The organism is Haloarcula sp. JP-L23, assembly GCF_011602445.1.
Lineage (GTDB): Archaea > Halobacteriota > Halobacteria > Halobacteriales > Haloarculaceae > Haloarcula > Haloarcula pellucida.
In genome coordinates this window covers 3485700-3512237 of sequence record NZ_CP050014.1, presented here as the reverse complement: position 1 = coordinate 3512237, position 26538 = coordinate 3485700, and the positions used below count along the sequence as shown (strand labels likewise).

General features: G+C 57.8%; 25 protein-coding genes and 1 pseudogene. 13 read left to right on the top strand and 13 right to left on the bottom strand.

Annotated features, from left to right (window positions below; translation table 11 throughout):
* Positions 1 to 1565: 1565 nt before the first annotated feature.
* Positions 1566 to 1919, bottom strand: a complete 354-nt coding sequence (locus tag G9465_RS18345) for a hypothetical protein (protein ID WP_166972677.1) — start codon at positions 1917 to 1919, stop codon at positions 1566 to 1568.
* Between the two features lie 132 nt (positions 1920 to 2051).
* Here G9465_RS18345 and G9465_RS18340 point away from each other — a divergent pair, with 132 nt between their 5' ends.
* The gene (locus G9465_RS18340) at positions 2052 to 2537 is read left to right on the top strand and encodes a universal stress protein (protein WP_166972675.1); all 486 of its coding nucleotides are present in this window, start codon (positions 2052 to 2054) and stop codon (positions 2535 to 2537) included.
* Between the two features lie 456 nt (positions 2538 to 2993).
* Here the strand turns inward: G9465_RS18340 and G9465_RS18335 are convergent, their stop codons facing one another.
* On the bottom strand, positions 2994 to 3404 hold the full coding sequence (locus G9465_RS18335; RefSeq protein WP_166972673.1) for a hypothetical protein: 411 nt from the start codon (positions 3402 to 3404) through the stop codon (positions 2994 to 2996).
* A gap of 279 nt (positions 3405 to 3683) precedes the next feature.
* On the opposite strand from G9465_RS18335, the gene G9465_RS18330 reads away from it, so the two are divergent.
* On the top strand, positions 3684 to 6170 hold the full coding sequence (locus G9465_RS18330) for an MEDS domain-containing protein (RefSeq protein WP_166972671.1): 2487 nt from the start codon (positions 3684 to 3686) through the stop codon (positions 6168 to 6170).
* On the opposite strand, the gene G9465_RS18325 is transcribed toward G9465_RS18330, so the two are convergent.
* The 3 genes from G9465_RS18325 to G9465_RS18315 form a co-directional block, all read right to left on the bottom strand.
* On the bottom strand, positions 6135 to 6518 hold the full coding sequence (locus G9465_RS18325) for a hypothetical protein (protein WP_166972669.1): 384 nt from the start codon (positions 6516 to 6518) through the stop codon (positions 6135 to 6137). The two genes, G9465_RS18330 and G9465_RS18325, sit on opposite strands and share 36 nt — an antisense overlap.
* Before the next feature lie 270 nt (positions 6519 to 6788).
* Positions 6789 to 7979 (bottom strand): cation:proton antiporter, encoded by a 1191-nt coding sequence (locus G9465_RS18320; RefSeq protein WP_166972667.1) that lies wholly within the window; start codon positions 7977 to 7979, stop codon positions 6789 to 6791.
* Between the two features lie 12 nt (positions 7980 to 7991).
* Entirely contained in the window at positions 7992 to 8477 is a 486-nt protein-coding gene (locus G9465_RS18315) for a cation:proton antiporter regulatory subunit (RefSeq protein WP_166972665.1), read from the bottom strand.
* Between the two features lie 126 nt (positions 8478 to 8603).
* Between G9465_RS18315 and G9465_RS18310 the strand changes: the two genes are divergently transcribed.
* Positions 8604 to 8834: a hypothetical protein gene (locus G9465_RS18310; protein ID WP_166972663.1), complete on the top strand. Its 231-nt coding sequence runs from the start codon at positions 8604 to 8606 to the stop codon at positions 8832 to 8834.
* 395 nt (positions 8835 to 9229) lie between these two features.
* Here the strand turns inward: G9465_RS18310 and G9465_RS26305 are convergent, their stop codons facing one another.
* Both G9465_RS26305 and G9465_RS18300 read right to left on the bottom strand, forming a co-directional pair.
* Positions 9230 to 9382, bottom strand: a complete 153-nt coding sequence (locus G9465_RS26305) for a primase-helicase zinc-binding domain-containing protein (protein ID WP_166972661.1) — start codon at positions 9380 to 9382, stop codon at positions 9230 to 9232.
* 191 nt (positions 9383 to 9573) lie between these two features.
* Positions 9574 to 10656 (bottom strand): transcription initiation factor IIB family protein, encoded by a 1083-nt coding sequence (locus tag G9465_RS18300; RefSeq protein WP_193571717.1) that lies wholly within the window; start codon positions 10654 to 10656, stop codon positions 9574 to 9576.
* A gap of 1036 nt (positions 10657 to 11692) precedes the next feature.
* Between G9465_RS18300 and G9465_RS18290 the strand changes: the two genes are divergently transcribed.
* The 7 genes from G9465_RS18290 to G9465_RS18260 all read left to right on the top strand — a co-directional run bounded on the left by G9465_RS18290 (position 11693) and on the right by G9465_RS18260 (position 19301).
* The gene (locus G9465_RS18290; RefSeq protein ID WP_166972659.1) at positions 11693 to 11989 is read left to right on the top strand and encodes a hypothetical protein; all 297 of its coding nucleotides are present in this window, start codon (positions 11693 to 11695) and stop codon (positions 11987 to 11989) included.
* Between the two features lie 88 nt (positions 11990 to 12077).
* Entirely contained in the window at positions 12078 to 13892 is a 1815-nt protein-coding gene (locus G9465_RS26300; RefSeq protein ID WP_166972657.1) for an SWIM zinc finger domain-containing protein, read from the top strand.
* 13 nt (positions 13893 to 13905) lie between these two features.
* Positions 13906 to 14691, top strand: a complete 786-nt coding sequence (locus G9465_RS18280) for a hypothetical protein (RefSeq protein WP_166972655.1) — start codon at positions 13906 to 13908, stop codon at positions 14689 to 14691.
* A 62-nt stretch (positions 14692 to 14753) separates the two neighbouring features.
* The gene (locus G9465_RS18275; protein WP_166972653.1) at positions 14754 to 15845 is read left to right on the top strand and encodes a tetratricopeptide repeat protein; all 1092 of its coding nucleotides are present in this window, start codon (positions 14754 to 14756) and stop codon (positions 15843 to 15845) included.
* A 225-nt stretch (positions 15846 to 16070) separates the two neighbouring features.
* On the top strand, positions 16071 to 16427 hold the full coding sequence (locus G9465_RS18270; RefSeq protein WP_166972651.1) for a calcium-binding protein: 357 nt from the start codon (positions 16071 to 16073) through the stop codon (positions 16425 to 16427).
* A gap of 115 nt (positions 16428 to 16542) precedes the next feature.
* Positions 16543 to 17943 carry a DEAD/DEAH box helicase gene (locus tag G9465_RS18265; RefSeq protein WP_166972649.1) on the top strand — a complete coding sequence of 467 codons (1401 nt, stop codon included), beginning with the start codon at positions 16543 to 16545 and terminating at the stop codon, positions 17941 to 17943.
* On the top strand, positions 17943 to 19301 hold the full coding sequence (locus tag G9465_RS18260) for a DUF790 family protein (RefSeq protein WP_166972647.1): 1359 nt from the start codon (positions 17943 to 17945) through the stop codon (positions 19299 to 19301). Before G9465_RS18265 ends, G9465_RS18260 begins: the two co-directional genes overlap by 1 nt.
* Before the next feature lie 640 nt (positions 19302 to 19941).
* Here G9465_RS18260 and G9465_RS18255 read toward each other — a convergent pair.
* The 6 genes and pseudogenes from G9465_RS18255 to G9465_RS18230 all read right to left on the bottom strand — a co-directional run bounded on the left by G9465_RS18255 (position 19942) and on the right by G9465_RS18230 (position 23395).
* The gene (locus tag G9465_RS18255) at positions 19942 to 20763 is read right to left on the bottom strand and encodes an IS5 family transposase (RefSeq protein WP_166972645.1); all 822 of its coding nucleotides are present in this window, start codon (positions 20761 to 20763) and stop codon (positions 19942 to 19944) included.
* A gap of 70 nt (positions 20764 to 20833) precedes the next feature.
* Positions 20834 to 21184: pseudogene (locus tag G9465_RS18250) on the bottom strand (carboxymuconolactone decarboxylase family protein); the annotation flags it as partial.
* Positions 21185 to 21540: 356 nt separating this feature from the next.
* Positions 21541 to 21918, bottom strand: a complete 378-nt coding sequence (locus G9465_RS18245) for a hypothetical protein (RefSeq protein ID WP_166972641.1) — start codon at positions 21916 to 21918, stop codon at positions 21541 to 21543.
* A gap of 383 nt (positions 21919 to 22301) precedes the next feature.
* Complete coding sequence (locus tag G9465_RS18240) at positions 22302 to 22745, bottom strand: hypothetical protein (RefSeq protein ID WP_227015617.1); 444 nt, start codon at positions 22743 to 22745, stop codon at positions 22302 to 22304.
* Positions 22746 to 22789: 44 nt separating this feature from the next.
* A complete protein-coding gene (locus tag G9465_RS18235; protein WP_166972639.1) occupies positions 22790 to 23164 on the bottom strand; it encodes a PIN domain-containing protein in 375 nt (124 codons plus the stop codon).
* Positions 23165 to 23395 (bottom strand): AbrB/MazE/SpoVT family DNA-binding domain-containing protein, encoded by a 231-nt coding sequence (locus tag G9465_RS18230; protein WP_166972637.1) that lies wholly within the window; start codon positions 23393 to 23395, stop codon positions 23165 to 23167.
* A gap of 379 nt (positions 23396 to 23774) precedes the next feature.
* Here G9465_RS18230 and G9465_RS26425 point away from each other — a divergent pair, with 379 nt between their 5' ends.
* From G9465_RS26425 to G9465_RS18220, 3 genes are all read left to right on the top strand, one after another.
* Positions 23775 to 24263 (top strand): HTH domain-containing protein, encoded by a 489-nt coding sequence (locus G9465_RS26425; RefSeq protein ID WP_394353972.1) that lies wholly within the window; start codon positions 23775 to 23777, stop codon positions 24261 to 24263.
* Between the two features lie 165 nt (positions 24264 to 24428).
* Positions 24429 to 25076 carry a DUF6517 family protein gene (locus tag G9465_RS18225; protein ID WP_166972634.1) on the top strand — a complete coding sequence of 216 codons (648 nt, stop codon included), beginning with the start codon at positions 24429 to 24431 and terminating at the stop codon, positions 25074 to 25076.
* A 118-nt stretch (positions 25077 to 25194) separates the two neighbouring features.
* The gene (locus G9465_RS18220) at positions 25195 to 26394 is read left to right on the top strand and encodes a PGF-CTERM sorting domain-containing protein (RefSeq protein ID WP_166972632.1); all 1200 of its coding nucleotides are present in this window, start codon (positions 25195 to 25197) and stop codon (positions 26392 to 26394) included.
* Positions 26395 to 26538: the final 144 nt, after the last annotated feature.

The window sequence follows — 26538 nt, the reverse complement described above, 5'->3', positions numbered from 1 at the left end:
GGCTGAATACTGGGGACGCCTTCTCGACACGTTACTCCGGACAGGGTAGAACGGAGATATCGCGATCTCACAAGTCTGTAGCAAACGGATTACTAACCGTGCGTTACGAGAGTACACGTTATGGTGTTGGGGCCGATAGATTTGCAAGAAAACAACGTTCTGGACCACCATTCACTACAAAGCATCATCAATATCCTGCAGTCCGTGAAAACAGCCCTGTTACGCATTCTATTCTGGAGTTCGATTATCTTGCCACTGTTATACATACCATTCCTAATCGTTGGCCTCAACAGTATTCAAGCAGCGCAGCTCTTTTTCGGCCTTCTTGGATTACACTGTTTTACGTTGATTTGCGGCTACTTCTATCGTGATAGGTGAGTTCGTCCGCACTCACATTGAGCGTTGATCACGCCACCACGCCAACTCCCCAGTACCTTTACATAACCCGCCAGCAACCACCAACCCAGTGACAGACGACCGCCGGATGACCACGGGCCGCTTCTACGGCGGCGTGACGAATCGATGTGACAACCTCCGGGCCTGCTTGGCGTACATCCAGTCGACCACCCCGACCCGCGAGGAACTCATCCAGTGGGTTATCGACAACACCCGCGCGTCGAGCCCCAAGGCCATCAACCACCACTTAGCCGCGTCGACGCTTTCTCGAACGCCATCGCGAGTTGTACAAGTTCTAGACGCTCGCTGCCGTGTGTCGGGCTGTCGACGGCCTGCCGCCCGCAGTGCTCCGGGAGTTCGCGTTGGCTGGGGATGACGCTACGGCCGACGCCGTCGCAAGCACGTCTTAGCACGCGGCGGCGGTATCGGTCGACAAGGTGCTAACCAACGTAGCGAGCGCCTGCGCCCCGATGTTGGTTAGCGCTCCTCTGAAACCGCTGGTTTGTGCTCGGCATCGATGTTGCAACAGCCGCTCAGTAGGTGTGCGTATATCCCGACTACGCCGAAACGAAACCAGTGAGTAGTCGGAGGTAAAGAGACTGGACTGAGAATCTGTCAGAATATATATTGAAGGGTGTGTAACTCATTCTATGACATGCAGATCTAGGGTTTTGAGCGACGGTGATCAGTCTGGAGGTCCTTGGCACTCGCATACGGTTCGTGAGGGTCCATCGTCGCACCACCATACTCAATGAGTCCATCACACCAAAGGCACACACTGAATGAGAGTGGAGCGCCTGTCGAATCGTAGTCCGATCGGTACACCGGCGTCTCGTGATCACAATGTGGGCACGACAGGACTTCAGCGCCGTTGGTACACATGGTTTTCCCGACGCCGTAGTTGAGTTTCAACCATCGTACCATCCTGTAGATGAGTTTCATAGCGTTTGGGTGAAACTCGGCATCCAGCACTAGTATGTCTTTGGGGATAGACACCATACCAAACACATTTCAATTTTCACACAATCCTTTCGTAGATTTGTTTTTTAGCTACCAGACGGTAAATAGGCCGCTCGGTACGGGTGCGTATTCATCACGATGGGGTCTCCCATACTGGAGGGATGATCAGTCGCTTCACCAACGTGGACACGAGCACGTGAGATGTGTTCTCAGGGACAAGGCGGGAGGAGGTTCTGGAGATGGTCCGTGAGAGACGTCTGACCAGTACGAAGCCAGTGCATTTCGTGCGTCTGTTTTTTCCCGGCGCTCAGGAATGGCACAGTCGTCTCTGGCTCCTTGTGATATGCGTCAACTGCATACACGAGATTCGTACGTGCTGCCTTCTCGAAATCCCCGACGCCCCGACAGTCTGTTTCGGGATCGAGCACGACCCACGTCGTTGCCTCCGACCCGCCGGGGAGGAGGTCGCCCGGTTGCTGCATCACCTCAGCCCGTTCAAAGACAGTGTTTGGGTCCATATGTGTATTTAACATGGAGGAGATAATGTCTGTTCCCTCCCTCATGGCCGCGACTCGAGTGGCTCACCCCTGTCCAAGATCGTGCTGTGTAGCATGCGTACTCCTCGCATCTGAAAGAGAGACGTCATACTGTTCAGGAGACTGTAGTTTATTATCCAACACATGTTATCAATACACATGTACGAGAAGATATTGATTCCGACGGATGGCAGCCAGGACATGGAGATCATCGCTGAACATGGAGTTACACTGGCCACCCAACTCGGGGCCGAAATTCACGTCCTTCACGTCGTCGACGATCGAGCGTATGCGTCCGTCCCCAAAGATGCACGGAGTCAGGTACGCGAAACGCTTGAAGCGGATGCTGAAGACGCGACGAAGGCACTCGCCACTCGCGCACTGGACGCTGAGTTGTCCGTAACACGAGAGATTCGCTGGGGAAACCCACCGGCGAGCATCATCTCCCACGCCGCCGAATACGACATTGACCTCATTATCATGGGAACGCACGGCCGGACGGGCTATGACCGCTATCTCCTCGGGAGTGTCGCCGAAAAAGTCGTCCGGGCCGCCCCCGTCCCCGTTCTCACGGTCAACGTTGGTGACGAACCGGCGGATTCGCTTCCGGAGAGTATCCTCTCAGAGACAGACATGACTAACTGAAGATGCTGTGCTGACCGCATCGCCCACGAAAACTGACCTAACGCCAGCTGTTTCTCAGCATCGACGGCGAAGGTGGTGCGCACTACTGGGAGGCTACGAGCAAGTGCTCGTCATCGGCGCGAATGAGGATGACGAGACAGTCGAACTCGCGGAACCGGCGATTAGGACGCTCGGCCAGTGGTGCGAGTACACGTACAAAGCGCGTGGATGGGCCGTAGCCTGAGAGAGTCTCTTCAAGCGAAACGTTTCGGCAGTACACAACCATAGATGCTAGTATGACAATCAATCGCATTCTCAAGCAACTCCTCGGACTTGCTCCCCAAAGTGGCTATGACTATCACTGTAACAACTGTAAGCGCGATTTCACCTATCCAGCCGATTTGTCTGAGCCGGACTGTCCCTACTGTGATTCGACCGATCTCCGACGACTCACTGAGCAGGACTGAGTGTATTGGATTAGCAGGTATCTTGAGTTATCGATGTTCGTTCAGTCTCCAGCAGGTCATCAACTTCCTCCTCAAAGTAGTCTCGCAGAGCCGACTCTATCTGTGCGGCGGCTGAACCTACTTCGACCATATCCTCATCTTGAGAGTATTCAACGAGATCAGCGTCGATCAATACTGGTAGCTGTTCATAATATAACGCGTCGTATACCCAGAATCGGTGTTGAAAATAGTCATCAGTTGCATTGGTGTCACTCCACACTGTGAGCTGATCTGCGATGTCAGCCAACTTCATTGGGTTCGCATACATATGAAGACAGTAGAGGAGCTGTCGTCGAAGTTGGTTCTCTAAGACTTCTGTGACGGTGTCAATTTTGTTCTCTTCTCCCCCGTTGAAATAGTACGGTGTATTTTCGATTGCCATATTGTAGATGATCTTCTCTTAGGTTTTGGTCGGACAATGACAGTATAACGTCTCGCTCCAAGTACCTAGAATAGTGTCAGAGAATGTTCTCGCGTTGTAAATCTCTAACATATTGCAGTGAATACTCGGGTTAGTAGTTTGTTCATATATCTTAACCAACTAGAATAAAACTATGAGTAATCGGAAGTAAACGGCACATTCATCGACCCTACAGCAGCCCGCCGTAAGAGTCAATCACAAAACAAACTTCAGACCACAGACCATGAACAGTCAATTAGCATGAATTATACTGCGTCAGACCACTTCGGATCTGAGGGCAACAACCCAGACAGCGGGATCGCGGCGTTGCGGGCAAGCGATGCCTTTCGCGGTCCTGTTGACCCACCTGATGGGCAGGACGCGAACGCACACATCGCCCAGGTCTATAACACCCGGGAAGAGCAGTGTGCAGCTGCACTCCCGTTCATTCGCCACGGCCTCGCGCGGGGCGAGAAGTGTCTGTACATCGCCGACGACTACTCGAAGGCAGATGCGCTCGCGGCGATGCGCGAACACGGTATCGACGTGGATGATGCGCTCGACTCGGGCGCGTTGACGATACTCACCGGGGACGCATATCTCCAAAGCGATCCGTTCAGTATCGACGATCAGCTTGCGTTCCTTGCCGAGACGATCGAAGGCGCGACCGAGGAGTACGATACGCTCCGCGTAGCCGTCGAAATGACCTGGTTTCTCAGCGATGAGTCAGAGTTCGAGAACCTCATCGAGTATGAAGAACGCTTCAATACTCTCAGTGCCGACGCCGACGTCACCGCACTCTGTCAGTACAACCGTGACCGGTTCCCATCGACTGTCATTCGAGATGCGATCCGGTCGCACCCGTATCTGATCGTCGACAATACGCTCTCTCACAACGTCTACTACACCCCACCTGAAGAGTTCTTCAATCCGGACCACCCCGCCCGCGAGGTTGATCGCATGGTTCGGACACTACGCGAGCGAACCGAGGCACAAACAGAACTAAAGAAACGCCAGCAATTCCTGCGCAGGCAGAACGAGATTACAGCCAGTCCGGACAAGACGTTCGAGGAGAAACTGCAGGCGCTGTTCGAGGAGGGCTGTGAGCGGTTCAATCTCGAACTCGGCGCAATGGCCCGGGTCGACACCGAGGAGGATTGGTTCGAGGTGGAACACGTCAGCGACGAGCACGACCACTTCGAGCCCGGGGTCGAACTACCACTCTCGGAAACCTACTGCACGGCCGCAACCGAAATCAAGGCGGCTGGTAGCGTCGTCAACCCTCGCGAAGAGGGATACGATGACATCACCGTCTACCAAAAGTTCGGTATACAGGCATATCTCGGGACGTATGTCGAAGTAGACGGTGGGACTGATCGGACGTTTTTCTTCGTCACCTCCAAGCCCAGGGAGGACCCCTTTGGAGACGACGAACACACGTTCCTTCGGTTGCTGGGCCAGTGGGTCAAGTACGAACTCGAGCGGAAACAGCGCGAGGCGGAGCTTCAACACTCGAAAGAGCAACTCGAACAGCAACGCGACGAACTAGCACAGCTGGACCGACTCAACACGCTCGTCCGGGAACTCATGCAGGCCCTCCAGGACACCGCTTCGCGCGAGGCGATCGAGGCGGCCGTCTGTGACCGGCTCACCGAATCAGCGCTGTATGAAAGTGTCTGGATCGGGGTCCAGGGGGCAACTGTGACCGGCGACCAGACAGTGATTCACCAGACGGCTGCCGGCATCGACATGGCCGATCTCGATGGGAGTTCAGCCTTCGAGGAGCCGGCTACAACGGCCATCCAGACCGGCGACGTACAGGTCGTCGACAACGTTGCGACTGCCGCTGCGTTCCCCGACGATCGTCGGGAGCGGAAACCCGAGCACGACCATCACGCTCTGGCAGCCGTCCCGCTCACGACTGGCGAGGTGAATCACGGCGTGTTGATGGTCCTTCACCCCGGTGACCAGACCATCAGTGGCGGCGAGCAGACGATCCTGGCAGATCTGGGGCAGTTGATCGCGCAGGCGATCCAGCGCGTCCACAGCCAGCAGGCACTCAGCGCGGAAACCGTCGTCAGGCTCGATCTCCAGCTTCCGAACACCGATCTCCTGCTCGGCGAGGTGTCCACCAAGTTCGACTGTGAACTGGCTCTCGAACAGCGGGTCTCGACGAGCGACGACGGGGAGATCTACTATTTCAGTATCCACGATGCTGACCCGGAGCAACTCTGTGAGTTCCTTCGGGAGACGCCACTGAAGTGCGACTGCACCGTAGTGCGGAAAACCAGTGACGACCAACCTCCCCTCATCGAACTCCGGTTCGATGAGCAACCGCATCTACCGACTGACGTACTCAGTACCTATGGGGGTTCGGTGACGACAGCCCGTATTGCGGACGGCGATCTCTCCCTCGGTGTCGAGTTGCCACCGGCGGTTGACGTCCGGAGCGTTGTAGATACTCTCCACGAAGTGGCGCCCGGTATCGAGCTCGTCAGCAAGCAGTACGTCGATCGCCCAATCGAGACGGGCCCTACGCTCCAGACCCAGCTCACAGAGGACCTGACGTCCAAACAGCAAGCGGCTCTGGAAGTAGCTTACGCCCGTGGGTACTACGCTTGGCCGCGTGAAAGTACGGCTGAAGACCTCGCCGACACGATGGACATTTCGTCGGCGACGCTCCATTACCACCTACGCCATGCGGTTCACAGGTTATTGACACCGGCCTTCGGCGAGAGCGACAAATAGCCACGCGTCGTCGGTGAGGGTGTCGTATAGTCGGCCGGGCTCGGTGTCGGCGTCGTTGACGGACACAGCGTCGGCTGGTCGTGTATCGTGTTCTGACCCCTGGCGCGGTGGTGAACCGGCGTCATCGACAGCAGCAGCGTGGTCAGTCGGTGGGACGGCTGTCGTCGAGACGCTGATCGCGACGTACTCCGTGCTGTCGTGGAGTTCGCCATCGATTGCAGCGGCGAGTTCAGTGAGCGGATCCGCGATCTGTGGCTCGGCGTGATGCTTGACACCCGTCTCGAACAACCAGTCGCGAAAGACAGCGGCTGTCTCACCGTCGAGCGTGAACGATGGGGCTGGTGACATCTGTGACTCGCTCCATCCCTCCAGGGAACGACAAACCAGTACTCGCTCTCTCCATCGCAACGGACGAATGGCGGTAGCGAGGGCGTCAGAGAACTCTTGCCATGGTCGGTATTTTTGACGGAAGAGTCAGTGCAAATTGGCCGATATGTAGAAGGTGCGTGTTGAGTGATTTTGGTTGACAAGCATCCAGTTTTTCAACACTCTTCGAGAACACCTAATATTATAAAATTTAGATATTTATAACGATGCTAGATGGTCTATAAATGGACTTTATACGGTTATTCTGGCCATCCGTGTCAGCGGGCCCGAATACTGGATACACAGCGTGCCGAGGATACTCATCACTAACACGTATCCAACCGCGAACGCGGGGACAACTTCTTGTACTTCTGGGATGCTACTCGTCGCAGCTATAGCCGCGATAATCAGCGAGAACTCGCCACGAGGAATCAATCCAAGCCCGACCCGAAAAGATCGTCGCGGGCTCAAGTCATATACGTATCCGCTGACGAACCCACTTCCGACTTTTACTACAGTCGTCCCCATGACCGCGACTACAATCAGAACTCCGACATCGGCGACCACTAAGAGGTCTGTTGAGACACCTATCGAGAAGAAAAACAACGCTGCGAACACGTCTCTTAGTGGAGAGAGTTGTTCCTCTATCCGTTCCACGAGATCCGTCCCGTGAAACGCTGTTCCGACGAAGAATGCGGCAACCGCCTCGCTGACGCCGATTGCGACCGCTGTACCACCGATTAGAACCGTCGTACCAACAATACGCAATAGGAACAGTTCGTTCGATTCGACTGCGAATACACGGTCGACATACTCTGTACCATAATGTGCTGCCGTTGCGAGTATTCCAAGAAATAGGAACGATTGTGCGACCGTCACCGCAACGTCTCCAAGCGGCCCGCCCCCGACTACGAGTGCAGAGACGACCGCCAGATACACTGCAATCACGATATCCTCTACGACAAGTGTTCCGAGAATCACCTCGCTCTCTGGATTAGCCAACCATCCGACTTCAGTCAGAGCTTTGGTGATGATCGCACTTGATGAGATATATACGACGCCCGTCAGAAGTACGATTGTCGTAACCCCGAACCCAAACACGAGGAAGATGCCGACGCCGATGAGGCTGTTGGCTACAAGATCGATACCGCCAATTTTAGCGAGCTGAGTGCGATTTCGAAGTAACGTCCCGACGCTGAATTCTAGCCCGAGAAAAAAGAGCAGAAAAACGATTCCAAGCTCCGCAACTACTGTAAGAAACTCACCGTCAGTGACGAGCCGAAGCGAAAGGCTGCCGATGTTGGTTGGGACGTATGGACCGACGAGGATACCCGAGATAATGTAGGCTGGAATTACCGATTGTCCCAGCAGTCGGGCACCGGTTCCGATGACGGCGAGCGTGAACAGCGCAATGCCCACCTCTAAGAGAGACGTTTCAGACATAGAGAGACGTTCCTATTGCCCCGTTTCCAACAACGACTGGAATGCCTGTTGTTCGGTGCGAGAGCCGATAACAACTAAGATATCTCCCGGCGTGATGGCAGCCTCAGCATTCGGGCTGGCGAGTGTCTCGTCGTCGCGTTGAATCGCAGCAACAGTGGCTCCCGTACGCTCACCGACCTGTGCGTCTCGAAGCGTTTGGCCAGCAATAGGAGATTCCTCCGGGACCTCAACCCACTCCATGATGGCATCACCCAATGGGACATCGGCTGTTTCGAGATCAAGCGGCTGGAAGTCAGCACCCTCGAGAACAGTTGCGGCTTCACGTGCCTGTTTGGAGGAGAGATCGAACAGTTTCTCAGCATCCGCGTCGGGGCCATCACGCCGGAAGATTTGCCGCTTCCCATCGTGATGGACAATCACGACCAGTCGTTCATCATTGCCGGTTTCAATCTCGTATCGTTTCCCTACGCCAGGGACTTCTGCCTCGTAGATAACCATTATCGAGTTGTTGATGTTCCGATTTGATAAATGCGCCTGCCTGCTGAGCAGATCTCTGCACACTCCATGAGAACAGTTAACGCCCCTTGGAACGAAATCACAACTACACATCATAAGGGAGATCCGATGAAAGAAGTGACAAACACCACAGTTCATCAATTCGGTAATGAGCTGATCGTCGAACTCATTGGGACTGATGAATACGGGGATGTGGCTACTGAGACTGTTGAGTTTACGCTGATTGAACCAGACGCTGGAGAGGTCCGACCTCGCGAAGAGATCCCTACCGAATATACTGAGTATGTGTGTACAGCACTTTCTGAAAACAGTTATTCACTCGCTGATGTGTTTGGGTGATTACAATTGAACCGCCATGCTGAATGATGATAGAATATGGGGAACATTCCAGTAATGCTAACATCGAGAACGGTTTATTTGTCAATCAACAAAGAAACAGCCTGCAAGTACATCAGAAGCCGTCTCGATGGTATTCGAACAACGCGTGAATCCGGGCGCATTACGATCGCGTCCACAACTGGCACTACACTCGCCTACCTCTCAGATTACGAGGTTTCCGAAGGCCAATTGGGTACGAAACTAGAATACCGAACAGGGCCAACAATTCCCGTCGTGTTGGCACCACTTGTCAGGAAGGCGAAGAAAATCAGAAAGGCTGTATCACAGTACGAGATATGAGGTAGATCAGCGATACTCGTGGACCCAACTGCGGCCATCAACTATATCATGGCTGTTCACTCTCGCTCCGAATCAAGATAGGGATCATATTTCCTGCCACAGCTCTCGCAAATGTAGTAGGATACTCTCCACCCCCCTCCTGTCGTATATCGGGCTCTATAGCTGTCGGACGCACCACATTGAGGACACAGGACGGGACGCAATTCCATATGAAAACTACAGCACCCAGTGCTAAGTCCTTATTCTGTACTGACCCCTACGTCTTTTGTCTGTCTCTATCGTTTCACCCTCAGTAGTGGTAGAGAGGTCGTGGCTGCCGACGCCTCTGGCGTCGGGAGCGGAGGGTGGGGCGGTGGGGCATCCGTTGGGCGGCGGTCACAAAAACGGGGATAGGCCCCGCTCAGTGCAGGATGTCCGGCTCTTGCTTGAGGACGACATCCAGGTTTTTAGTCCCGTGTCGGGCTTCGTACGCGTCGACGAGTTCGCAGTTGTACCGACTGAGCCGATGTGTCGACGTCGGCACGACCGTACTGGCCGCCGCCGCCACCTGCCCCTGGGTGAGTCGCTTCTGGGGCGTCAACCGATCCGCGCCGTAGAGTGCCGCCGCCGCGATGGTGAGCCGCGACGTCCCCGGTCCGACCGGCACCTGGTCGCCGAAGTACATGAGGTGTTGCGCCAACCGCCACGTCCGCACGGCTGCACTCCCCGAGAGTGCGTCGTCATCAAGCGCGTCAACGACCGTCAGCACGGCGTTCGGTCGGGTGACGGGGACTGTGTCGACCCCGAGTTCGCACCGGATCTTCCGCGCCGCAGCACACACCCGCTCGTGGGGCGCCTTTGTATAGGTCGCCACGTCGATGTCGATCTCGTCACGATCAATTTTCGATCCGCGCGCTGCAAGTAGGACGGCACCGCCGGCGAGTGCCTCCCAGGCCATCCGCCCGCCGGCCAACCGGGCCTCCGAGGCGCGTCGCAGGTACTGTGCTGCTGTCTTGACGACGTGATCGGGCAGATCCAGATTGCCGCCGATCATCTCGACGTCCCGCAGTCCTTCGTTGAGCCGTTTCGACCGCTTGCGGCCCGCATCGAACTGGGAGCGCTTGTGCCACTTCCGGAGGCGCTGGAACTTCTTCCACTGCTCGTTACTGAGCGGGTTCCCGTGTCCATCGGTGCTCTTCCCAATCTTCGTGTGGAGGCCCTTGTCTGTCCGGAGCGGATCCACCGTCTCGATGCTCTGGTCGGCGTTCCCGACCAGACCCAGATCGACCAGCGTCGGGCTTCGGTCAACCCACTCGGCCGCGACGACCAGGCCACAATCCGCACAGAACGACTCCTCGTCGTGGGTCACCACTCGGCCATCACACTCCGGACACGCCGACCGACTCGCCGGCTCCCGCTCGATCGTGACCTCACGACTACACTGCTCAGTGGTTGTTGTCTGTTCGTCCGAAACCGTCTTTTCGCTCGCGTTGGTACTCAACATTGGGGTTCAACTCCTGAAGGCGCTCACCACAGCGCCCGACACCGCGGCCCACACCGCGGGTTTCTCGACGACAACGACCGACAGACTCGTCTGCGCGCTCTCGCTCGCGCCTTCGCGAGCGCCCTGTGGGCGCGACGCGAGAGCGCGCCCGAGGCGGACGCCCAGCCAGTACCGCGCGCCATCCTGCCGAGCGTAGCGAGGCAGGACTCAGGAGACGAACGGAGTGAGTCTTCCGCCGACCCGCCCGGAGCGAGCGGCCAGCTTTAAGCCGTTTCTCGTGTCCGGCCCGGACTGCGGGTCCGTGTCCAGGGCGACGGTCGTGAGCACGGCGAGCCGCAGCGTGGCTCGCCGCGCGGAACGGCCCAAAGCGCTGGAACGCGAAAGCCCGCGAGGGGCGCAACCGAAAACGCGCTTAATGCTGGCGCCGAGACCAGATGCATTTTAGCCCGGCAGGATCCGCACCGACTGGAGCGGAAGCCCGCCCGAAATGGTCGGTCGCGAGCGAAGCGAGGCGCGACCGGGACGTGGGCGACCGCAGGAAGCCCACGATGGCGAGCGGGGAGCGGGCGACCCGCGAGCAGGGAGCGCCTCGTTGTGAGCGGTGAACGCAGTGAACCGCGAACAAGCAGAGGGCGGCAGCGGCGAGCGGGGCGGGCCGTTCGTACCCACCTGTCCAGCCGACCACGTCGCTCGGTGAACCACCCATCAGCCTGGCGGACTCAGAAAGGGCGAGACCGTCTCGGTCGTCCCCCGACCTCGGTAGCACCGAGTGAAACGAGGCGCGCAGCGTGGGTCGCGGGATGCCGAGCGGCCGAGGGCTATCGAGATTGCAGCCAGCTGGCGTATCGACCAACCCAGCAGAACAGCAGCACAGACGAGAAGCCAGAGTACCCAACGGAGTTCGCTTACAGCGGCCGGTGTTGGATACCGAGCCCATCCCGCCGACTGTGTCGACCCCACCACCGTTCCTGGAGCTTGCCTGAGAGCGCACAACGGAGGCCCGGCATACTTGTACTGACGACGAGTATCGACGGCTATGACAGGCGATGAGGAGTCGGCACAGCAGTGTACGCTGTCCGAACCAGTCAATCTCCACGCTGCCCTTGAAACGGCCGCGATCGAACATCTCGACGTCGACGGGGACCGAACAGTCGTAATCTACCAGCAAGCGATTCTCATGGTCACCGCCACAGAAGGGCAGGTAACCGAAACACGGGAGTTCGACGTCGAACTCTGGCAGGAATCTCCGACCGAGCCCGATCGCGATCCTGACTCGCTCCTCGCAGCGTTCATCGACGAGCTGATTGCGACGACTGAGACGACTCGTCGTTGATGTCCGAACCGAGCCTGCTGTCGGAGGGCTCTCGATACTGACGCTGACCCAGCTTTTCTATCGAGAGAGACCGTAGAGATGACTACCGATGGGACAGGCACCGACCATAACAGAGGCAGCCATCCGTGACCTCGCACGATCGCAGTCATACGACCGGGGTGAGAAGTACTACGAGCAAGGTGCCGTCCGTGAGGTTACACGTCGTGGCAACCGTCTCGAAGCAGCGGTCGAAGGCAGTCAGTACGAGCCCTATCAGATACAGGTTGAACTCGATGAAACCGGTGTCGTCGACACGATGTGCTCCTGTCCGTACGATCATGGCGGGATCTGTAAGCATCGTGTGGCCGTCCTCCTGACGTACAGCCGCGATCCCGACGAGGTTAGCCAGCGCCCACCTATCTCCGAACTGGTCGCCGACACAGATCCAGCGGAACTTCGGGACCTCCTCGTGGCCATCGTTGAGCGTCGTCCCGACCTCGCAGAGTGGATTGAATCTCGACTCGAGACACCTCAATCGGAAGATGCAGGCGGCGACTCTCGCGACCAGAGTCCAGAAATCAACCGAGACTCGATTCGACGGCAAGTCCAGTATGTCCTCCAGCCTCCGGGCGAGCGTGGGTCTCGGACCCGTGATCCGTATGCGGCAGTCGAAACTGACGTCGAGGAGCTTGGGGATCTGCTTGATCAAGCCTGGGCTGCCATCGAAGCCGGCGACGGCGAGACGGCACTGGACATCCTTGATCCACTCGCAGACGAGCTTATGGACCACGAGTGGCTCGCGCTTTCGTACGACGACTCACAGGCCATCTTCGAGTTTTTCGACGAACTCGACAACGTATTGGCCGAAGCCCTGCTTACAGCCGACCTTGCTGACTCAGAGCGCGATGACTGGGAGGCGAAACTCCAAGATTGGAAGAATGAGATGAGTAGCTATACGGATCGATCCCCCTATAGCGTCGCTCTTGCGGCCGTCCAGCGTGGCTGGGACTTTGACCCGATCCAGGAGGCGATGAAGCCCGAGAGCAGTGACGCGGACCTCTGGGACGGAGAGCACCCCTGGTACGCCGAGGATGTCATTCGGGCTCACCTCAACGTCCTCGAACGCCAGGGCCGCATCGAGGAGTACCTGAATCTGGCGGCGGCCGCCGACCTGACCGACGCATACGTCACGATGCTCGTCGCGGAGGGCCGCATTGACGAGGCGATCGAGTACGGCCAGCAGAATCTGCACTCGCCAGCTGACTCGCTCACACTAGCCAAAACCCTCCGGAGTCACGACCGACCGCAGGCAGCACTGGAGATCGCCCAGCACGGATTGACCCTGGACGGCAGCGGGAAAGCAGCGCTGGCCGAGTGGCTCCGCGACCGAGCCAGCAGTATGGACGAACCAGAGGTGGCGTTGGAGGCGGCTATCGCCGCGTTCAAAGCCTCTCCGACGCTTGTAGCCTACCAGGCGACGGAAGAACTCGCCAGCGAGGACTGGCCGGCTGTTCGCGAGGAACTACTGGAGGCACTCGCGAACCGAGACACGACCCAGCGGAGTGCGCAACGCCACATCGAGATCTTCCTGTACGCGGAGCGGTACGACGAGGCCATCGCCATCGCGGACCGGTTTTCGGATTACAAGGTGGTTGAGCTGGTCGCCGACGCCGTCTGGAACGAGCGCCCGCAGTGGACGATCGACACCTGCAAGGCACAGGCCGAACCAATCATCGAGGAGGGGCAATCACAGCGATATCGACATGCCGTAGACTGGCTAGAGACAGCCGGAAACGCGGCCGACGCTGCGGGCGAACTTGACGAGTGTCGGGGCTACATACAGGATCTCCGGGATGAACACTATCAAAAGTACAAGCTCAGACCGATGCTGGAAGAGTTACTCGATGAGTTTGAAGATCGATAGCATAACGAAGACCATGACTGACACAGAGATCACAAACCGATTCGTCATCGAAGTCAGCCAAGTAGGCACTGTCGACCACATCGTCGACCTAGAAGCAGACTCAGCGGACAGGTCGCCGTACGCACCTCGACGGGACTTGCCGGGCGAAAAGCTGTGTGACCGGAGTACGCGCTCACCCGCAAGCGAGTACATCAAACTTCGGGACTACGCCGACTGGAAAGGTTTCGACAAGACGGCATTCGAAGGTGATGCGCCGGACGAGGTATGTTCGTATTGCTGGACAGAGGTACTTGAGGAAATTGAACAAGTAGAACAGCACGAACGCGATGACGTCGACGAACGCATCGGGACAGTCGGATATCGCTTGCGATGGAAGCAGAAGGGCCGGGCACGCGAAGAGTGGTACGACATCGTCGTCCGACCCGAGACGACGATGGCAGAGCTCGATTCACTTGTCTGCCGGTTCACGACGCTCGATGACCTCCATCTTCGGATGTACGGGCTCAAAGACGAATACATCGACTCGACACTCAACGTCATCCCGGACCACCAGTTCACCAAGGTTAGAGACCCCTCATACACGGAAGCAAGCGAGATGACGATCGCTGACGTCGCCGGGCGGACGACGCTTTGGGACGGAGACAGGCTCAGTATGGTCTACGATTTCGGGACGCCCTCACACTACTACTGCATCGTCAAGGAGGTGTACGATGCAGACGAGATCGAGAAACTCCTCGAGGAACGTGAACCGATCGCAGCGACCGAGACGGCCGCCATCATCGACGAGAAACGACCTTAGTAATGGCCACGAGCGGACAGTTGCCCCGCTCTTTTTCACCGTCCTATTCGAACTCTCGGTCAATGCCCGACTGCCCGTACTGTGAACAATCCTTCGCGGACGAATCCGACATTCGTGAGCATCTCTATGAAGACCATGAGTACGACGACCTCGGTCGGATCGACACCAAGCGGGTTGACCAGTACGTCGACGAACACGACCTCGAAGAAAGCGACGACGATGCCACCCGCGCACAGCAAGACACGGACGAAACGGTACACATGACCTCGGCGACCGACCGCCATTCGGATGAGCGGTGGGAGTTACATGACGTACAGGCGCTATCGACGAGGGAAATCACGGACACCCTTGCCGAACACGGTATCGACACGACCGAAGCGTCGTTCCGTGACCGTGCGGCTGAGGTCGACTCTGCGATGGCACTCGCTGACCAGTGGGAAGACGACCACGACATCGACGTGTCGGGGTACGATCGAGATTTTATCTGGATGGCAGCTGAAGTGCTCTGGAGTCGGTGGGCACCCGACCTCCCCTATCGAGAACGGATCTACGACCTGGTACAGAAAGGTCGAGAACTCCGTGAGCAAGGGAACGACGCCGAGGCCTGCGAACAGTGGCTGAGTGCCTGGGAGATCATCGCCGCCGTGACGCCGGACGGCATCACGACGATCGAGGCGGCTGACGATCATCTCCCGAATGTGCTCTCGCTCGAAGCGTTCCTGCGGTCGGTCGACAACGACCTTGCCACCTTGGCAGCGGACGATCCGACCTATCACGAGCGACGCCTCGAATTCTGTCGGGAAGTCTGTACCCAGTTTCCGGATGCACCCGACGAGCTACTCCTGGACTTTCGCCACTTCATCGCTGACTCGCTGATAGAGCTGGGACGACTGGCCGAGAGCAGGAGCGAGTTCGAGGCACTCATTCGAGATTACCACGAGGATCCGTGGGCGTACAAGAAACTCGCGGATAGCTACTGGCTCGATGAAGCTGACGAGCCAACAGTCGAGGAGTTGGAACGCGCCGCCAAACTGTACCAGCAGGCCCTAGACGCTGAAGGACCTCTCGAACAGCCATCCACCGTATCTGACCGGCTCGACGAACTCGAACGCCGATTAGCTGATGTAGATGCGTCCGAGGGACAAGAGGGATAGGCAGTCGCTATCGACTGGTTAACGCCGTGAGCGAGCCACACTCGTCATCACGGAATCCCAACCATCATCTTAACCAACAGTGAACAGCGTTGTCGCGCATTCGTTGGTTAACCTCGTCCAGCGACTCAGATCCACTCTGCGGGCGGATTGAGCGCCTCTTGGAGCGGTCGGCAAGTGATTTCGGCCGCCCCGAGCATCTTACGGCTGGAGCGAGTACCGGTGGGCATGACACGGGCCGAGAAAGACGAAGAGCGGGAAGAACGCATCAAGATGCGGATCATCGTCGATACCTACAGCCCTGAAGAGCAGGCGTGGGGATGGTACGCGTATCTGGACGATACGATGGACTTTCCCTTCGAAGCACGGTGTGTCACCGAGCGAGAGGAGTCGCCTTTGGAGGAAGACGAAACGGTGCGCGTGGTTGGAATGTCCCCGACAGATCCGACTCTCAGCCAGATGTTCGTGACGATCGAGTGGATGGACAGAGAACTTGGCGTGCCGCTGGAGCAACTGGAGCCTGTCGAAGCCAGCAGTAACACGGAGCAAGCGATCGCAGACTGGCAGTACTGGCTCGATCGCTGACAACCAAGCCCCTCGATAGACCCCTTCCCAACTACAGAAGGACAGAGACGCGCTTCACCAGCTCCCGGACAACCCACATATTGAATCCGCTCGGGAACATCCGTCGTGATACTGAATGCGAATCGAATTCGACGACGGCACGCTCTTGCTCCACGACGCTCCCGACGACGTTCCGTACGTTGAGTGGGACGACCGCGTCGATGAGTACCGCGCCCAGGCGTATCGGTATCGACCGCTCCTCGAATGGGATGGCACTTGGGCAGACGAAGACGAGCAAACAACGCTGCAAGACGGCTTCGCTCACGCTCTCGAAGATGGCGCCCGCGCCTATCCCGATCTCGAGCTCACACCGGCGCTTCACATCGAACCACGCGATTACCAACAGGCCGCCCTCGACGCGTGGATCGAGCACGACCGGCGGGGGAGCGTCGTCCTCCCGACGGGCAGCGGGAAGACGTTCCTCGGGCTACAGGCGATCGCCGACGCCGGCGTCAGTGCGCTGGTCGTAACGCCGACGATTGACCTGATGAACCAGTGGCACGCCACGCTCACCAACGCCTTCGGCGACCAGCTCTCACAGCCGATCGGCGTCCTCGGCGGCGGCAGCCACGAGGTCACCCCGATTACGGTGACCACCTATGATAGCGCCTATCGCTACGTCAACGAGTACGGCGACCAGTTCGGCCTGCTCGTCGTCGACGAGGAACACCACCTGCCAGCCCCGACCTACCAGCAGATCCCCGAGATGACGATCGCGCCGTATCGACTCGGTCTCACGGCGACCTACGAGCGCCCCGATGGCAAGCACGAACTCCTCGAGGAGCTTCTCGGCCCGGTCGTCTACCGCGAAGACGTCGACGAACTCGCCGGCGAGTACCTCAGCGAGTACGAGACGATTCACATGTCAGTCGACCTCACGGCTGACGAACGCGAGACGTACGACGAGGAGTACCAGATCTACCGCGACTACGTCGACAGCCACGACTTCGATCTCTGGACGGAACGCGGCTACCAGGAGTTTCTCAAGCGCACCTCGTACGACCCGCAGGGGCGGCGGGCCTTGATCGCCAAGCAGCGAGCCGAGCGAATCGCCCGCACAGCCGACAAGAAACTCGATACGCTCGACAATCTCATCAAGCGCCACCACGACGACCGTGCCATCATCTTCACTGCGAACAACGACTTCGCCTACGACATCTCACAGGAGTTCATCGTCCCCTGTATCACCCACCAGACCAAGACCGACGAACGCACCGAGATCCTCGAGCGGTTTCGCACTGGGGAGTACTCGATGCTCGTCACGTCCCAAGTCCTCGACGAGGGGATCGACGTCCCGGCGGCAAACGTCGGGATCATCCTCTCGGGAAGTGCCTCGAAACGCCAGTACGCCCAGCGGCTCGGCCGGATTCTCCGACCCACGGACGACCGCCAGCCAGCACGCCTCTACGAGATTATCACCGAAGACACGATGGAGACGTATGTCTCCCAGCGCCGCCGTGAAGGGGTGGATGCATAGTGTTGACAGCTGATCTCGCCCGGTCGCGCACGACCGACGAGGCAGTCACCCCACTGTTTATCGATCCATCTGATGAGCGGTATCGCAAGACGGCACGGGAACTCCTCCAGCTGTTCGAGGCCCATCTCGGCGAGCCGAAAGGCGACCTCGAGGACGCGATCGACGAGCTGACTGTCGACACGACCGACTACAAGATCGTCCAGGGGCTGGCGAAGCTTCTCACAGACGAGTGTGAGTTCGACGTCGTCGCGTCGGTCGATCCACGTGAGATTCGCGAGCGGCTCTTCGAAAAGGCCACCGACCGGTATCCGATCGTCCGCCAGCCCACACTTGGGGAGGACACGCAGAAGTTGGAGGTATACAGTGCGGTCGCCGACGACATCGGGTTGTCGCTCGAAGAGTGCTACCGTGGAATGTACGCCGATCTCGAGGACAACAAGCGACTCGTCCGGACCGGCACGCGAACCGCCGAACAGTACGCCACTACTGGCGATGCGTCGACGTCGACGACGAATCTGACTGGCAGCAGTGCCGAGGACTACGAACACACGGATCTCACCGTGGACTGGCTGCTGACCCGATACAACCTCGCGCTCGCCCAGGCAGTCCTCTACGACGCCACGGAGATGCGGATTCGCGTGTGGGATCACTTCGGGACGGTGTTCAGCTACGTGAAGCTGTTCGGGCTCATGCATCGCATCTACCCGATCGATGCCGACGGTGACCGCGTCGCGAGCACGGATCAGGCTGCTGGCTACGAGGCCGTGTTGGACGGCCCGGCGTCGCTGTTCTCGAAATCACAGAAGTACGGGATTCGGATGGCGAACGTCCTACCGGCGTTACCGCTTTGTGAGCGGTGGGAGATGACCGCCGAGGTTCTCGTCGACGAGACGACCAGCGAAACACGGCAATTCACACTCGACCACACAGTGAATCTCGATTCGCACTACAGCGCTGGCACACGGTTCGATAGCGACGTCGAGCGGACGCTCGCTCAGAAGTGGGAGCGAGCGAATACCGACTGGGAGCTCGTGCGAGAGGACGACGTGTTCGACCTCGGCGCCGAAGTGATGATCCCGGACTTCGCGATCGAACATCCCGATGGACGGCGGGCGATCCTCGAGATCGTCGGCTTCTGGACGCCGGAGTATCTGGACACGAAGCTGAAGAAGATCCGGCAGGTGGAGGCTGATAATTTCGTGTTGGCTGTCTCAGAGCGACTGGAGTGTGCCAGCGACGAGTTCGGGCAGGCGGCTGATCGAGTGCTGTGGTTCAAAACAGGGATTCACGTCTACGATATGGTCGAACTGGCTGAACAGTACGCAACAGGGCACTCGCCCGCTAACTCAAGCCAGTAATACAGCAACGCCCCGGAAAGAGACTGGCTGAGAGGTACATGTTGAATAGCCACAGAACCTTTTGGCATGTGGCACGATACCGAGGAACATATGTCGAAGCACAACGCTGATCTCGAGTTTCCGAACTGTTGTGGGTGCTGTCCACACCTTCAGACAGTCAAAGCCTCGTGTACGCATGATCTACGGCAATCGCTCGTTCGAGAACTGACCACCAACCAATCGTGTCCAATCTATACACGAGAGAAGACGAACGCTATGCGACAACTAGAAAAACAGTAATACTATTCGCGACACCACGACTTCTGAGTCCGACGGAGATCAGTCGTTGACCGGCTGAATAGCGTCGTCTCGGGGCTCGGTCTGGAACTCGGTCTGTTCCAGCAGTGCGTTACTCATAGTGATTCGCAGAAGTGTTCGTACTTTCTAACGTGGTAGATTCTTGATCGGCTGAGCTCGGCGTGACCGATCAGAGACCGTATCCAGCAGATCAATATCGACAGAAGGTGAACCGCCTCAGGGTCATGCCCCGAGGCACTCGCCTTGTACTTCTGTAGAACTATTCCCTGGGGTCGTCGTTTCAGTCGTCTGCTGCAGCCTTTTGTTCTTTGGGCTCTGTAGTTTCGGTACACGGCGGTTGATTTCACGGGTATCGAACGCTCCGGCGGAGATTGTAGACGGTGGCTTTGAGCAGCATTTCACGGAACTCCAGCCACCAGTGACGCGCACGCACGGCAGCGCCGAGCGTACGCTTGAGGCTTGAGAAGACGGTTTCGTTCATCGATCGACGGTTGTACCGATCACGATCCATGCGGGCGTTGTGAGCGTGATCGAGTGGATTCATGATGCGGTGCTTGATCAGTGGACGGACGCCGTTTTCGCGGAGTTCGTCTCGGAAGGCTTTCGCATCGTAGCCTCGGTCGGCGGCGAGGCTCCGCAGGTCGCCGACGTTGCGTCGAGCGACCTGCGGGCCGATCTTCGCGTCGTGTTTTTTCGAGGTCGTCGAGTGGATGTCAGTGATGTACAGCGTTTCGACATCCACGAGCGCAGTGACTTTCAGCGCCCGGACGCGGTAGTGCGTGCGGTTAGCGTAGTGGCGGCTGGGTTGGTCACGGTCGAAGCCAGTCGAATCGATGGCGGCGTGGCCAGTGCGTTTCTCGGCTGACGCGCCGAGAAACGCACGCCACGTCTTGGTCGGAATCCGGGCAAACCACGTGCGGAGGACGGTGTAGTGAGGCACCCGCGTGAGGCCGATTTCTTCGAGGACGCCGGGCATCTCGCTGAGCAAATCCACCGTGACGCGGTAGGATTTGCCCAGCTCGATTCGAAGTGCATGGAGCGTGAGCATTGCCCACTCGGCGAACCCGCCACCCCCTTCGGGGTCGGCGGGTTCGTCCGGATTAGCGACAACTGATTTAGCCTTAGCAACCGTAACACGAGTGAAGAGGCGGAATTCCGATACCACAACATTCTGCCTCTTCGCTTTCTACATCGATAACGTAGTCGCGGCGCTCTCGTATAGCGAAACTACAGAGCCGTTCTTTGATGTGCTCGACGATCTCGTCTGTTTCGGTGACGAAGTCGTCTATGTCAACATCGTTCCCGTGGAGAACTGTCGAGAAGTACTGTGTAGTGCTAGCAAGGTTGACTGCCTCTTCAAGTTCTCCCTCTGTGACGTCCTCTAACCGTGCATCTTCTTTGTGGAAATACGTGCAGTAGGGACACTTGATAGCCGACGCGACGCCAACCCCGATGAGTGTTTTCTCCCGTGCGGACAGTTCGGTTTCCCCAGCTTCGAGATCGCGGAAGAGCCCCCAACTATGTTCGCTCGCTGGCTCTGCGATGAGTTCCATCCAACTGGGAACCTGCCCAAGCGTTTCTTCCATCTCTTGTCGTGTCGCTTGTGATACCATAGGCTAATCACCGATCCCCCGATACCTCGCTTTCGACCGACTCGGCGATAGGAGGGGGATACAGTAGGCCATTTTGATTGGAATCTACATTGTAATTTAGTTGCTGCTTCGAGTAGCAATGGATTATGAATAATTCGCGCGCTGTATCTGCCAACTACTGGGGATGATTCACGCAAAACTATGGATTACTACGATAGTCCCTATCAGTTGGCTCTCGCAGTGGTTAACCTGTAAGTGTCGGTATATCTCAGTGTTAGTCTCATCGGTCTGATCAAGTGCACCGGGTTGGCCGCTGGTTAGCTGAATGTAGTCGTCCGGTCAAGATATCGTCATGGCTGCTGGCGGAATGCCGCTGTCCGCGCCCACCTCCGAAGCCGGTCAAGCCCGGCGAGCATTTTCTGGTAGGCCCAGTAGGCGAACGCGCCCATGAAGAGCGCGCTACACAGACTCATGAGATAAAACGAGGATTCTGCAGCAGTGAAGGAGTCGAGGATCTGGGCAGCGCTACGGCTGCCAGTAGCGAACGCAGTAAGAAGTGGCTCGGAGCCACCAGTCACGAAGAGGACACCATAGGCCAACATGGCAAGCACGAGGCTACCGAGGAAAGCCGCTGAGAACGTGAGCAACAAGAGAAGGAACCATCCAAAACCGAGAGATTCGTCACGAAGTGCTGCTTTCGCGCGGGTACGGAGCCGGTTGAGTTGCATATTCCACAGTGTCCCACGCGAGCGAAATAATCTGATCCCCAGTTCGGTACGTCCCGAACGTTCCTGTCGGGACCGCTGCTGCACTGATTACCTCCGATAACCCGGACTATCAGACCCACGTGCCACCAGTGACCGTCGCCCCGATCGAAAGGAACACAATCCCCGTCGTTCAGATAGACTCAGAGTTGGGTCGCCCTCCGTGAGCTCCGACTAGTCGTACTGTGCACTCGTCTGGGGAAGCGTGCCCAGTTGTGGACGATCTGACTCGGGCTCACCACCGAGGAAGTCGATCCTCGCACACTCACGTCGGATCGCTTCGGGTGAGAGCTCACCGAGATAATGCCACCGGAAAGTGTCCCAGTCGTCCCAGCCGCCAAACCCCATCACGACACTCGGCAGCACACCCTGCTCGAGGAGGTGGGTGCCCCACGTCCGCTGGAGATCGTGCGGGCCGACGAACTGCCAGCCCTCGTCACCCGTCTGCTCCTGCAGCCGATCAGCAGCTCGGCGGATCCACCGATAGACGTACTTGTCGGGGCGTCGACGACAGGCGCGTTGTCGGCACGATCCCACGCAAATGTCTCGACGATGCTGAACAGGGTCTCTGGAACAGGGGGCTCCCGATAGTGCTCGCGCTTGGCGTAGTCTTCCCAGATACGGACATGCTTCCCGGTGGGGCCGGTAACGAGGTCCTGCGGACACACTTGTGTGATCTCGCTCTGCCGGAGGCCACACTGCCCGGCGAGCAGGAACGGGATCTTCTGTTGAGGGCCGTTGGCTTCGTCGATGAGCTGTTCCATCTCCTCGGCACTGAGCCAGACGCGCATGCCGTCGTCACGGGTTGGATGGGGGTCAAGTCGTATAGGTTATCCTATTCATCGGTCACGATCGTGAGATTGAGTTGCGGGGCGAACGAGTCGTACGTCTCGTCACTGGAGATGATAGTGTCACCATCGGATTCGACCAAATGCAGGGCGTCGAAGGGGGTGAATCCATGGTCTTCAACGTATGTCGCAGCGGCGACGACTGTATCGGCGTCGCCACGTACTTCCAGCAGGGCGGCGGCGTTCGTGACAACCTGTTCCGTATCACGGTCCTCACGATAGGCAACCATGAGCAGTTCGATGAGCGTGAACTGTGACGTCCACAGCTCGTCTTGATGGGCCTGATACACCGTCTCAGCGGCGTCACCGAGCCAGTCTTCGTCTTTGATGAGTGCCAACAGAAAGGCCGTTTCGGCGTACATTCAGCGGCCAGCCTCGTCCAATGCGGCGTCACGACCCTCATCGCGGAGTTCCTCGGCTGTCTTCTCGACGTCGGCAAATTCGTCCCGGAGTGCCGCAAGGGGATCGTCCGCAATTGGGATGAGCTTGATACCGTCGTGCAGCTGGACGATCTGGTAGTGGTCGCCGTAGCGCTCACGGATTTCTTTTGGCAACGTGAGCCGGCCGCGGTTGTCCAGTGTTGCATCGGACATAGATGACCGTTTGGTGGGTAGAAATAAGAAAGTTCCCATAGATACGGCCTTATTCCCATTCGGGTCTCGACCAGCGATCGAGGAGCGGCGCAACGTGGCTGTCCAGTTTGCTAACTTTCAGGACAGAAGTATTTAAAAGATGGGTCGAGAGCGGGTGTGTTGAGCGGTGGTTTCGGTGTCACGCTGGGTACGAAGTGGGGATTCGCGGACAGGTATCTACTTCTCAGCGTGAATCGCCTCGGGTCCGACTCCAAGGCGGTTCACTGTTACCAGCCTGTCCGAGAATATCCGATCAGCAGATTGACCGCGGTCACGGTGCTGACAGGTCGCCAATCATAAGAAAATTGTATAGTGGGCGAGTGTATTGGTAACACCACACATGGATGGGTGGGAACACATCGAAATCGACTGCTATGTACGGGCAGGCACGCGACCGGAACCAGTAAATGAACTGGTCGCACGGTTGCGTAACTTAGCCGGCACTGGGACTGTAGCCGAGCTGACGGTCCACTCGTGGCCGAGTACAGTAGATCTCGATACCGACGTGAACGACCGCTACCTCGACATCTACGAGCAACTAGACCAGTGGGCAGCGAGTCATGACGCACAGATCCAGCCACCGTTCTCTGTACGCCACATTGACTCGTCCATTACCGGGGAAACGCGGCGAGAACTCGTCATGCCAGTACTCTGTCTCGCCCTGTCGACCTCCCGAGAGCTCACGGGTGTATTCCCTCACACTGTGGCTGGCGACACGTACGCGCCACATGACGTGGTTGACACGCTTGAGGCGGGAGACGCACTCGACACTCTCAGCCATGCCATTCGACCGCACCACACGACGCGCACGCCGAAGCCACTGCCCTAATACTAGACGACCATCGAAACGTTCGACTTTTGATATCTTTGCCACGATCTGTCCAAACGAGGCAAATCGGAGCCCTGTCCGATACTGTCGGCAGGTGTGACCGAATTGTCGCGTATCGACGATATCACAACACCTATTCAGTGCCTGTAGCAATGTCGCACCATAATGATAACACGTCAGACCATAGCTATCGCCGCCGTCGGGCTCATGATGGTCACCGCCGGGTGTGGATTCATCACTGGGGAAGAAGCACTCACGTTTAGTGCGTCACCGGCCACCGTAAGTGACCAAGCCGTCTCGGATGCCGGCTATGAGGAAGTGAGCGTCACCGAACAGACCGTTACCCGGAACTTCAGCGCGGCTGATCAAACCCGACAAGTGAAGGTCACCAACCAGCTCGCCCAGTACGAACGCCAGGTTGATCTCGGTCCACTCGGATCGAAACGTGCAGCCGTGTTCGTCGCCTTCGCCAGTCCAGAGGTGAAGGTTGCGACGGAGACGTTCAACCCGATTGCGGAGATGTCCGAACGGGAGATCCTCCAACAGTTCGAATCCGAGTACGAGAGCATCAGCGTCGGTGATCGGATCGACAATCGAACCGTGACCGTGCTCGGCCAATCAACTGCCGTGGAGAAATTTGAGGGGACAGCGACTCTTGCAGGGTCTCAGGTCGAAGTCTACATCCACGCGACAAAACTCAAACACGAGGGCGATCACATCGTTGCCGTCGCGATCCATCCGCAACGGCTCGATGGTGAGGAACAGAACGTGATCACGCTCCTAGAGGGCCTCGAACATTCGGAGAATAACTGACCGATCCGGAGAGTGTGTCGGTCATCGGGACACTACTAGCTCAATTCTACGAATCGTCTGCCACCTGTCAGACGGGGCCAGAAAGGATATACTTCCTGTGGGGCACGTTCCGAGTTGTATGAAGATCCAGAGTGCCGCTCTGATGGCCCTCCTTCTGATCGTCAGTAGTACCGTCCCAATTGGGGCTGCCGCCGCAACGACCCAGCAAGGCGAAGCGTATGTCGGGACGCACGTGGAGTTTGAAACTGCCAGTGACGCAATTGTCGATTACACGGTTAATGGCGAGACGATGCTCCAATCGGTACAGGTGCAGTCACAAAGTACTGCAGAGAGCCGGGGTGACGTCCGGGCTGGCGTAGGACTGTCAGCAGTCACCGAGCTAACCGGGGCAGCGCTCTCACTCGATTCGCAAACCGAGGTCAGTGCGACGATCACTGCTGAGAGCGGCGCGACGATGCACGCACACGATAACTCGAAAGGGATTCTCGTCGTCCGATCCGGCGGCGAATCCCAGTACGTCACCGTGAACGTCTCCAGTTCCTCGCAAGCCGAAAACGAGGGCGAGAAGCGCGTCATCGTCACGACCGAGGACGGCACTAAAGGGGCGTTCATCGTCGTCGGCGACGGCGAAGTGACGGTGAACGAGCAGGGGGACGTCTCTGCGAACGTCGGCAGCGATGGGACGCTGGTCTTCCGGTCGTATCCCGAGGGACGCGACGACAACGACCAGCAAGAAGAACAGCTCATCTCCGAGGGCAAGGCCGCGGCTGAAGTGTACGTGATGGAATCGAGCGAAGAGGGTAGGGAACTCGCCGCTGACGTTGTCCAGTACAGCGAGGACACAACTGTCGAAGTGACCCAGAAGACCGAAGGTACGGTGACGATGACCGCTGAGCGATCCCAAGAACAAGGGAAGATCATCATCACATCCGTCTCCGAGCAGGCAATCAGTTCCGTCGAGAACCTCCAAGTGACCGTCGACGGTGAAGCAGCCGCCGAAGCATCATCGTACAGCGAACTTGAGAGTGCGATCAACAACGGCGATTCCTCGAAATTCCTCGTGCGCCAGCAATCAAGCGCGCAGGCGAGTGCGGACGTGCTCGTCGCGGTCAATCACTTCTCCACCCGTGAGATCACGATGTCCGAGGATGGAAGCGGTAGTGACGGCTCGGATGGGACAGAGGCTGATGGAACCGATGGGAGTGATGGCGACGGCGACCAAACGACCACCGATGGACAAGGCCCTGGATTTGGCCCGGTCGTGACCCTAATCGCGCTCGTAGCTGTGGCCGCACTCGCGCTTGCCCGGCGCCGATAACCATCAATACGCGTATAATCTGTCATTTGAGAGTGTTCGAGATGAACCGTTTCGACAAGCGCCATAGCGACTGCTGTGCCGGCGTGTTCTCACTGGTATCGTCAGCGGTCTCTCGTTGGGCCTGAAGACGCTCAATTCGATCGG

What these genes read in the sequence shown, in the direction of transcription:
- G9465_RS18320 (WP_166972667.1), bottom strand. Translation starts at nt 7,979, where the DNA reads ATGTCTGAAACGTCTCTCTTAGAGGTGGGCATTGCGCTGTTCACGCTC.
- G9465_RS18330 (WP_166972671.1), top strand. Translation starts at nt 3,684, where the DNA reads ATGAATTATACTGCGTCAGACCACTTCGGATCTGAGGGCAACAACCCA.
- G9465_RS18245 (WP_166972641.1), bottom strand. Translation starts at nt 21,918, where the DNA reads ATGCAACTCAACCGGCTCCGTACCCGCGCGAAAGCAGCACTTCGTGAC.
- G9465_RS18335 (WP_166972673.1), bottom strand. Translation starts at nt 3,404, where the DNA reads ATGGCAATCGAAAATACACCGTACTATTTCAACGGGGGAGAAGAGAAC.
- G9465_RS18310 (WP_166972663.1), top strand. Translation starts at nt 8,604, where the DNA reads ATGAAAGAAGTGACAAACACCACAGTTCATCAATTCGGTAATGAGCTG.
- G9465_RS18315 (WP_166972665.1), bottom strand. Translation starts at nt 8,477, where the DNA reads ATGGTTATCTACGAGGCAGAAGTCCCTGGCGTAGGGAAACGATACGAG.
- G9465_RS26425 (WP_394353972.1), top strand. Translation starts at nt 23,775, where the DNA reads ATGGATGGGTGGGAACACATCGAAATCGACTGCTATGTACGGGCAGGC.
- G9465_RS18240 (WP_227015617.1), bottom strand. Translation starts at nt 22,745, where the DNA reads ATGCGCGTCTGGCTCAGTGCCGAGGAGATGGAACAGCTCATCGACGAA.
- G9465_RS18220 (WP_166972632.1), top strand. Translation starts at nt 25,195, where the DNA reads ATGAAGATCCAGAGTGCCGCTCTGATGGCCCTCCTTCTGATCGTCAGT.
- G9465_RS18345 (WP_166972677.1), bottom strand. Translation starts at nt 1,919, where the DNA reads ATGAGGGAGGGAACAGACATTATCTCCTCCATGTTAAATACACATATG.
- G9465_RS26305 (WP_166972661.1), bottom strand. Translation starts at nt 9,382, where the DNA reads ATGGAATTGCGTCCCGTCCTGTGTCCTCAATGTGGTGCGTCCGACAGC.
- G9465_RS26300 (WP_166972657.1), top strand. Translation starts at nt 12,078, where the DNA reads ATGGGACAGGCACCGACCATAACAGAGGCAGCCATCCGTGACCTCGCA.
- G9465_RS18225 (WP_166972634.1), top strand. Translation starts at nt 24,429, where the DNA reads ATGATAACACGTCAGACCATAGCTATCGCCGCCGTCGGGCTCATGATG.
- G9465_RS18235 (WP_166972639.1), bottom strand. Translation starts at nt 23,164, where the DNA reads ATGTACGCCGAAACGGCCTTTCTGTTGGCACTCATCAAAGACGAAGAC.
- G9465_RS18230 (WP_166972637.1), bottom strand. Translation starts at nt 23,395, where the DNA reads ATGTCCGATGCAACACTGGACAACCGCGGCCGGCTCACGTTGCCAAAA.
- G9465_RS18340 (WP_166972675.1), top strand. Translation starts at nt 2,052, where the DNA reads ATGTACGAGAAGATATTGATTCCGACGGATGGCAGCCAGGACATGGAG.
- G9465_RS18290 (WP_166972659.1), top strand. Translation starts at nt 11,693, where the DNA reads ATGACAGGCGATGAGGAGTCGGCACAGCAGTGTACGCTGTCCGAACCA.
- G9465_RS18300 (WP_193571717.1), bottom strand. Translation starts at nt 10,656, where the DNA reads ATGTTGAGTACCAACGCGAGCGAAAAGACGGTTTCGGACGAACAGACA.
- G9465_RS18265 (WP_166972649.1), top strand. Translation starts at nt 16,543, where the DNA reads ATGCGAATCGAATTCGACGACGGCACGCTCTTGCTCCACGACGCTCCC.
- G9465_RS18270 (WP_166972651.1), top strand. Translation starts at nt 16,071, where the DNA reads ATGACACGGGCCGAGAAAGACGAAGAGCGGGAAGAACGCATCAAGATG.
- G9465_RS18275 (WP_166972653.1), top strand. Translation starts at nt 14,754, where the DNA reads ATGCCCGACTGCCCGTACTGTGAACAATCCTTCGCGGACGAATCCGAC.
- G9465_RS18325 (WP_166972669.1), bottom strand. Translation starts at nt 6,518, where the DNA reads ATGTCACCAGCCCCATCGTTCACGCTCGACGGTGAGACAGCCGCTGTC.
- G9465_RS18280 (WP_166972655.1), top strand. Translation starts at nt 13,906, where the DNA reads ATGACTGACACAGAGATCACAAACCGATTCGTCATCGAAGTCAGCCAA.